The 8,150-nt window shown below is 52.5% G+C and carries 7 protein-coding genes and 2 pseudogenes; 3 read left to right on the forward strand and 6 right to left on the reverse strand.

Annotated elements, in window-relative coordinates; translation table 11 throughout:
* Positions 1–109 precede the first annotated feature (109 nt).
* From CO660_RS31825 to CO660_RS31835, 3 genes are all read right to left on the reverse strand, one after another.
* Positions 110–694, reverse strand: a complete 585-nt coding sequence (locus CO660_RS31825) for a hypothetical protein (RefSeq protein ID WP_042120096.1) — start codon at positions 692–694, stop codon at positions 110–112.
* Between the two features lie 246 nt (positions 695–940).
* Positions 941–1,849, reverse strand: a complete 909-nt coding sequence (gene nodD3 / locus CO660_RS31830) for a transcriptional regulator NodD3 (RefSeq protein WP_004677763.1) — start codon at positions 1,847–1,849, stop codon at positions 941–943.
* Between the two features lie 151 nt (positions 1,850–2,000).
* On the reverse strand, positions 2,001–3,026 hold the full coding sequence (locus tag CO660_RS31835; protein WP_011053483.1) for an LLM class flavin-dependent oxidoreductase: 1,026 nt from the start codon (positions 3,024–3,026) through the stop codon (positions 2,001–2,003).
* A 900-nt stretch (positions 3,027–3,926) separates the two neighbouring features.
* Here CO660_RS31835 and CO660_RS31840 point away from each other — a divergent pair.
* Positions 3,927–4,187, forward strand: a pseudogene (locus tag CO660_RS31840) (transposase); the annotation flags it as partial.
* A 19-nt stretch (positions 4,188–4,206) separates the two neighbouring features.
* Here the strand turns inward: CO660_RS31840 and CO660_RS31845 are convergent.
* Positions 4,207–4,967, reverse strand: a protein-coding gene (locus CO660_RS31845; protein WP_092755085.1) for an IS5-like element ISRel13 family transposase whose coding sequence is annotated in 2 segments (ribosomal slippage) — positions 4,207–4,640 and positions 4,640–4,967 — 762 coding nt in all. Because the reading frame shifts where the segments join, the coding sequence is not laid out codon by codon here.
* Positions 4,968–5,067: 100 nt separating this feature from the next.
* Between CO660_RS31845 and CO660_RS31850 the strand changes: the two are divergent.
* Positions 5,068–5,517, forward strand: a pseudogene (locus CO660_RS31850) (IS3 family transposase); the annotation flags it as partial.
* 155 nt (positions 5,518–5,672) lie between these two features.
* Here CO660_RS31850 and CO660_RS31855 read toward each other — a convergent pair.
* Both CO660_RS31855 and CO660_RS31860 read right to left on the reverse strand, forming a co-directional pair.
* Entirely contained in the window at positions 5,673–6,194 is a 522-nt protein-coding gene (locus tag CO660_RS31855; RefSeq protein ID WP_004677747.1) for a YbaK/EbsC family protein, read from the reverse strand.
* Between the two features lie 85 nt (positions 6,195–6,279).
* The gene (locus CO660_RS31860; protein WP_004677746.1) at positions 6,280–6,975 is read right to left on the reverse strand and encodes a DUF6875 domain-containing protein; all 696 of its coding nucleotides are present in this window, start codon (positions 6,973–6,975) and stop codon (positions 6,280–6,282) included.
* A 354-nt stretch (positions 6,976–7,329) separates the two neighbouring features.
* On the opposite strand from CO660_RS31860, the gene CO660_RS33555 reads away from it, so the two are divergent.
* Positions 7,330–7,872 (forward strand): hypothetical protein, encoded by a 543-nt coding sequence (locus CO660_RS33555; protein WP_011053486.1) that lies wholly within the window; start codon positions 7,330–7,332, stop codon positions 7,870–7,872.
* Positions 7,873–8,150: the final 278 nt, after the last annotated feature.

An 8,150-nucleotide genomic window follows, 5' to 3' on the forward strand; every position in this document is an offset into this window, starting at 1 on the left:
ACTCCTGCCGTGGAATCATCCGGTTTAGTATGGTCAATCGCAAAATGACTGCAGCAATCAGACGCGAAGAGACATAGGAACCTTATCGTTCCGTCGGCTACGATTAACGCTATCTACGGGTTGATCTGATGTAAGCGGGAAGCCTAAATGCAAGTACGAATGCGGCTAGGTAAAATCCAAAGATGTGGATCATACTCTTCCAGATGTTCACCTCTATCGGCGACTCGAAGCTCATTCGATAACGCGAATAATGCTCAGTTGGACCGATATACGCCGACGCCAAGCTGGCAGCTAATATAATGATGAACGCTGTCATCATTCCCTGGACGTGGTAGCTGTCGGATGCAAACAGTTGCTTTACAAGAAACACGACGACGGCAGGAAGCATGACCACGCTGGCAAGGGATCGCATTGCGATCAACAGGCATTGATCAGACTGCGAATAACGACTTGTTTTTAAAGCAGATAGTATCGCGGTATTTGGGGGCCAAAACCGCAGCATAACCTGGTTATTGACAAACTCGCAGGATATTGACGGGTGGGCTCGAAAAATGAGAAACGCAAAGAATATCACGGCACCATAGGCTGCGATGGTGGCGCAAATGATGCCTAACTGTCGGCTTGCAATATTTTGATCTGCCTTAATCTTCTTGGCTACGTGATCGAAAATATCTTCGTTGACCTCGTCCTTCATCCAATAACCACTTCCGAAGTAACACTCGAGGTTGAGTAACACCGCAAATGTTGGAAGACAATGACATGGCTGTTGCGACCCCGCTCCAAGCCATCAAAAAACTGCTTCTTTGTCGAGGTGTGAGCGGCACATCGCTTACGATAAAATGGCCTGCGGGTCACTCACAGGTGGTGCCGTCTTCAGCTAATCGGCCGCGTCGCGGGTCGTCGCTCCCAATGCAGCCCAGCTTCCTAGGTTTCAGGATGGTCACGGCAATCGCGCTGCCTCCTGAACCATTATATCTCGCATCCAGATATTTGCCGGATCTTTGTCGTGAAGTACCGGCCATTGGACTGCCTCGGTGAATGTCGGCAGCGCTATCGGGGGCGCAGTCATCCGCAATGGTATCGTGTCCTCAAAAAGCCCAACTAGTCGTAACGGAACGGTTGCGATGCGATCGGTGCCCATTAGGGCGGCGGGGATCATGCTAAAGCTTGAAACAACGACTTCGACCCGCCTCTTGAGGCCATGCTCCTGCAAGAAGCAATCTTCTATGGTAGGCTGCTGCGTCCGACCGAACCTAACTACCGCGTGCCCCATTGAAGAATACTCCTCGGCAGTAAGGGCTTCCTCAAGTTGTTTGTTATTACTGCAGCCGACGCAAGTCAGTCGTTCCTGAAATAGATCTATCTTAGGGTGCGCGCTCGACATGAATAGCGGTGGGCTAATAAGGAAGTCTACGTCGCCGCGTCGCAAAAGCTCGTCTGGATTGTCAGTAAGAGGCAGCAAGTCAAAACTAATGCCGGGTGCTTCCCGCGCAAGACGCTCCAGTATCTTCTGAAAAAGAACAACTGTAACGAAATCGCATAAGCTTACTCGGAAATGACGATCTGATTGATCAGGAGTAAATTTATCCCAGGGTATGATATTGAGCCGAATATGCTGTAAAGCCTCACGAATCGCAGGCGCGAGGTCTTCCGCACGCGGAGTTGGAACGAACTCACGACCACGCATCGTAAATAGTTCATCGCGGAAATAGGAGCGGAGCCGGCGGACAGCTGCACTCATTGCGGGCTGGCTCAGATTAATGCTACGTGCCGCCGCAGTAAGGTTGCGCTCAATCATTAGTGCATCGAGCGCGACAAGGAGATTTAGATCGAGGCCCTTAAATCGCATATCTTTTAACTATCCAATAGTGCAGCCCATTCCACAATGGCTGTTCCTACGGCGATGGCTGAATTCGCCTTGACGCTCCTCAATCGATTTGAGGGCGCGGCCACAGAGACTTAATCTCTGTGATCGGAAAGCAACCTGAGGCCAGTCCAGATTAAGCCATAACTCCAGAGTGAACGCTCGTTGCAGTGTAATAGGAAGCCTCCAATGGCAAATCACCAAACGCCAGCTGGCAAAGAAGATAATTAGCACCTGCTTCCTCGACATGATCGAGAAGATCTTGCCTAACTGAAGCAGCAGTACCAACTACGCACAACTGACAGTCTACTGCTGCATCAAAATCCGGCGGGAGGTTCTGAGGAGTCTGTATCCCGTTAATCTCGTACAGAAACCTAAAGCTCCGAAGCCACCGTTGATAAGCCGGGGCCGCGAGCGAAATGGCATGCTTCGTCGTGCTGCCGGCCACCACCATTCGGACCAACCCAAGGAACGGCGCCCGTTTCCTGCCCCCGGCGGTACGTCTCTCGTGTGCTCGGTAGGCATCAGTGATCTGGCGAACAGCAGAAGCAGGGCCCCCGCAGGCAAGATTTGTATCGTTCTCAGCCGCCCAGCGCGCAACCTCAGGACGACTGGTTGTAATCCATCTCGGAGGCTGAGGACGTTGGTGTGGCCGCAACATCAACGGGACTTTGTCTAGTTCAAAGTGGTCGCCTTTGTAGGAAAGAGCCTGAGCTCCTTCCTTCATCGCTTGGATGACGATCTCGCTGGCTTCGAGATAGCGCGATGTCGCCACCTCCTCATCAATACCGAAAAAGCTCCATTCGATTGGTAAGGAGCCGCGCCCCATGCCCAACTCGAGCCTGCCACCGCTCAGATGATCCAGCATGCAAATTTCTTCAAACGCACGTAACGGATGATAAAGGTTCAACAGCATAACCAAAGGACCGAGACGAAGATGCTGCGTGCGCTGAGCTACGCTTGCTAGAAATAGATTCGGCGAAGGTCCTCTGCCGTGGGGAGTACAGTGGTGCTCTGCGACGTGATATCCATAAAAGCCAAGGCGATCGCAGACCTCTGCCAACTTCATCCGATCTTCATACTGGCGCCCAATCTCCCTTCCGTCTTCGTCCAAATGGTCGAAGATACCAACCATCAGCTTTGCGGGAAGAGAGTTTGTCATTTAAATGTCTCCAAGTTTGGCGGCGAATTTTCGGTGACCAAGACCGGAGGGTGGCCCCGATGTCTTTCGCCAGGAATCATCGAAAAGCTGCTGGTTCTAAAAAACGATGCTGACGCCGATGAGCTAATCATAATGCTCACGTTGAAATGACATTGAATCATTCGTATTCATGTATGACTTCGCGGTGGGTAACACCCCATCTCGCATACCCACAGCTCCGTTCACTTTTGAGAAGCCAAGGATTGGCAAGATCGGATAGTGGTTGTTCAGCTTTTGTGGCGACCCAAATGTGTTAAAGCTGGTATTCGGTTTAATGCGACGAGGCTCCTGCAGTAGGCGAAGAAAGGACCCAGAGCTATGTCTCGGCGCTTGATTGGCAGACGAGAGCGCCTTCTGCAGTTCCACGTTGGCCATGTTCGTCTCCATTTACCGGCCAGGTCTGTGACCTTGCCCTCGGCTGCTCTCGGTGGAGCAACATCATGGGGTCCCCAATTCATAATCGAGGTGTTTAATAACATCCCATGGCTTCGTAAAATTGATTGTTTGTATGGCATTGATCCACCAGGTGAATAACCAGGAATCTTCACCGTCAAAGGGTTGCTGATCGAACTAGCATACGGTCGACCCAGGCGAGATCACGGCCCCTTCCGAAGGTGGAAGGATCAGGAGCCAGTGCGGTTTTGGCCGCAGCGCAACAGCGCCGATACCAGAAATAGATGTGACGCAGTTGGCTTCCGCGTCTTTCGTGCACGCTGTTGTATGTCCTTAACATTCCCCATCTTAACTTCATAGGATCACAGGTTTTACGATAGGGAAATTGCTCTCAACCCTTCAAACTGGACCAATTTTGGTTAGAGTTTTCCGGTGCATTTTCCTGGCTGGGAAAAGGAACGGAACACGATGAAGGCATCGCAGTTTTCGGACGCTCAGAAGGCGTTCATTTTGAAGCAGGGTGATGAGGGCGTCTCGATCGCGGAGATTTGTCGCAAGGCGGGGATCAGTCAGACGACTTACTTCAACTGGAAGAAAAAGTACGCCGGCATGTTGCCGCCAGAGATGAAGAGGCGCAAGCAGCTTGAGGACGGGAATTCGCGATTGAAGAAGATCGTCGCGGATCTGACGTTGGACCGTGAGATGCTGCAGGACGCCATCCGCCGAAAGCTCTAGGTCGTGTGGACAGTTATCTGATCCATAGCATTGTCGCCGCGATAGTGACGACGGCGAGGTAGTTTTCGGCGGTTTTCTCGAAGCGCGTCGCGACCCTTCTGAACTGCTTGAGTTTAGAAAAGCAGCATTCGATCAGGTGTCGCTGAGCATAGAGATGTTTGTCGAGCGGGTATTTTCGCGCACGCGAAGGATTGTTGGGGATCACTGCCACGGCGCCCTTATCGGCGATGGCATTGCGCAGGTGATTGCTGTCATAGGCGGTATCGGCCATGATGATGTCGGCGGGTAGGCCCTCGATCAGGGCGTCGGCTTGCGGCGCATCGCCCTTCTGGCCTGCGGTCAATGTGAAGCGGACCGGGCAACCGAGACCCCGCACGGCCATGTGGATCTTGGTGCTCAATCCGCCGCGGGAGCGGCCAAGGGCTTGATCTTCAGCCCCTTTTTTGCGCCGGCAGCGTGCTGATGGGCGCGGATGATGGTGGAATCAACAATCAAGTACTCGAAGTCTGGATCGTCCGCCATCGCCTCGAATATGCGCCACCAGATGCCCTTCCGGCTCCAGCGGCTGAAACGACGGAAGACACTGTTCCACTCGCCGAACACTTCTGGCAGATCGCGCCAGGGCGAGCCCGTTCGCACAATCCAAAGCACCGCTTCCATAAACATGCGGTTGTCGCGGCCGGACGAACCGCGTGTGCGCTCGTCACCAATGATGTGGTGCGATATCCGCTCCCACTGCTCGTCCCGAAGGATCAGACGATCCAAAACACCCATGACTGCCTCCAAAAGACAGTCTTGAATCTGATTTGCTCAGCCTTGGGAATCCCAAGAGTCCACACCGCCTAAGGCCTGAGGGGTAGCGGGAGGTGGTGTCATGTGCCGCGATTGGGCGATCTCGATCCGGCGTGCCTGTGGCGCGTTGAACTTCGATCGGTCGACCGATCACTACATCTCTCGCCGCGCCGAGGCCGGTCTAGACCTGTAAGCGCGGGTGCGCTACGGCTATCGTCGCGTGCATGTGCTTTTGGAACGCGAGGGTTGGGGCACCAACATCAAGCGAACCTATCGCATTTACAGGGACTTGGGACTGCAGCTGCGGAATAAGACTCGGAAGCGCCGTGTTAAGGCGAAACTTCGCGAGGATCGGCAAATGGCTGTCGGACCAAATGACGTGTGGGCGATGGACTTCGTGCACGACCAGCTCGCAACCGGAAAGAAACTGCGGGTCCTGACGGTGGTCGCCACCTTCTCACGCTATGTTCCCGCGCTTGATCCGCCTCACAGCTATCGAGGTGAAGATGTCGTGCAGACGTTGGGACGGGTGTGACGATTTTCGTTATAGTGCGCACTATGAGTCCGATTACGCAACATACGTATTGAACCCTCATTCTCTAATCGAGGCGCCGTTACGTGGAACCGCATTTCCTTTCCCGAAGAAATAACCTACCTCACGGCATCTCTATGAAAGGTGACGAGGCGTTAGGTTTGACTGGCCCGTCCACGCGTCTGTAACGGCTGCCCGATCTTCCAAAGCATGCTTGTGTCGATCTCAAGCTCGACTCCAACCTTGCCCGCACCTGTGACTACGGTAGGATAAGAAAAAAGGGCGGTGTCGATCAGTACAGCGATCTTCTGGAGACCGAATGGTGATACGCTTCCTGACGGGTAGCCGAAGAGATCGAGTACCTGTTCTTTCTGAGCAAGCTCGGCTCGTTTCCATCCATACGTGCCAGCAACCGCTTTCATGTCAATCTTTGAAGGTGATGGCAGCAAAACGGCACAAAGGTGGCGCGCAGGATGAGACCGGCGCATCACATCGTTCGCTTTCTGCTCGGCAATAATCATCGTCTTTGCAACGCGCCCCACGGGAACGCCGATAGCAGAGGCTAAATCGGAAGGAGATGTAATAGGGGTGGCGAACTCACTATAGCGCCACAATCGTACCGTCGACGCTCCGATCTGGTGCAGTTCAGCAAGTACGTTCGGATGAACGTCCAACATAGTCGTTTCCTTCCGGTTCACCTGGTAGGACGATCGAGGATAGCTGTTTCAGCGACTGCGAGTACAGCCCTCTTGCGAGTAAGTTTCAGGCGGTTCGCTCCAAAAGCTGCCTAATGCGGCGGCGACCCTCGTTCCCAAAAATACTGAAGTAAGCCTCCAGGCACTTATCGCTATCGAGCATGAAAGGAGCATCATATTTGGTGATATGCCGAATAGCCAAGGCTGGAACCGTTGTGTCGAGCGGTCGAAACATCCTGTTGTGCAAACCGGGCTCCGGGCAACCTGGATAAAATTCACCGATCATGAAACCTTCCTGAATGAAGTCGGGCTTCAGCCGTTTTTGCAGTTGACCAATCCTGATGATCTCTCCTTCATCCTGTATTCCAGGAAGGGCAATGATAATGGCCTTATAGATCCAGTCGCCCGTTCGATCGTTGAAGGACTTTACGGGTTTCATCTGGCTGAAGACGGCGAGCATACGCGCCAAATCGTTTTCGATTTCGTCAACTGCAACAGCTTGCGACGCGGCAACCCGTAAAAGCCCCTTCGTCAGAGCCTCGGGAACGAAAGGGCAAACGCTCCCGTCCCGACCTAAATGAGGATGTGGATTGGAGAGGAATTCTGAGGCATACCGAGCAAATTTCTGAAGAGCTGCGTTTGCATACTCATCATAGGCGTTGTATCCCGCATCAATATTCTTTTCCAGAATTTCGCCCACTGTCATCAATGGACCAATCGTCCCGAAAGGTTGGCTGTAATCTTTCCAAATCTCTTTATTCATTTCGGATCCCTGGTTCGAAAAGCCACGTGCAAAACGGAAGGTCGGGCTCTTGCATGCCAGCTCGGGCGGCGGGCGAGCTGGTCGGGGGCCAATCAAGAGACCGACCTTCCATCGGAAGCGAAGCTCCCGAATTTTTGATAGCACTCGTAGTTACACTTGTGTAACTGTTTTTTTAAATGGATGTGAAAACAAGAGCGGGGGCTCGTGCACGATGAAGGTTAGTCTCACGACCGCCCGCAAATTCTTATATTCGTCGTAGTTATGAAGACATACATATGATAAATGTCGCCGCGATGGGATCCGGTAACAGGCTTTGGGTGAAAACAGAACGACCCATTGCGCAGAGGCGTGGCCGTGGCGAAGACAACACGAAGAAAAATATATACGCCAGAACAGATCGACGTCGGCGTAAAGCATAAGCTTGAGAAAATTGACTCGTTTTTGTCAGATCTCTTTAGCGAAAATTCCGAAGAAAAACTATTCCTGAGGAATATTCTTGGATTGATGCTTAAAGTATATCATATGGACGCCAATAACAAACCCATGACGAAGATGCAGGCGTGTCGCTATCTGCCTTTCAAAAACCAGACTGTTTGCCAAAAGTATGTCGAGGCAGCGCATTTGCGTGGGTTCATCGACATCACTCGGGATAAAACGGACAAACGGCGTCTGATTGTTGTTCCAAAGGAGCCGTTGGTTGTCTATGTCAATGAATATATAGCTGACTTCCTTGATGACTGCCGTAGAGCGATTGACAGTGCCGCTCAAGTAGCTACGCTTCCTGAGGAAGGGATGGCAACGGCAAGTTCTTCATCTATTGATAAATCGCCAGCGTCTTCTGGGGCACCTGTGGGTTCCTCTCAAAAGAGAGTCGATCGAAAAGCCAGGAAATTTTAGCGAGTTTTATTGTGGGAAAGCAAAAGTAAGAAGCCGGTCTCGCGCGCGTTTATCCTTTCATCAATCAAATGTTTCCTCCGTAAACAAGCTTCATCGAGGTAACCCGCTTCGCTTAACCGGCCTGACGGCCGGTGCAGGCGCTGCTAGGGGGAGCGGCTGTATCGTCGTTTCGGCCAAGAAACTGCGCGGGAAGTTCGGCGGCATGAGGTCTTTCCTCATTGTACAACACGACGACAGAACACCCACGGGACCGAGGTTCGCGAGCTTCTGTATCCGTG

Origin of the sequence: Rhizobium sp. L9 (assembly GCF_002531885.1) — a bacterium.
In the GTDB taxonomy this organism is placed as follows: domain Bacteria; phylum Pseudomonadota; class Alphaproteobacteria; order Rhizobiales; family Rhizobiaceae; genus Rhizobium.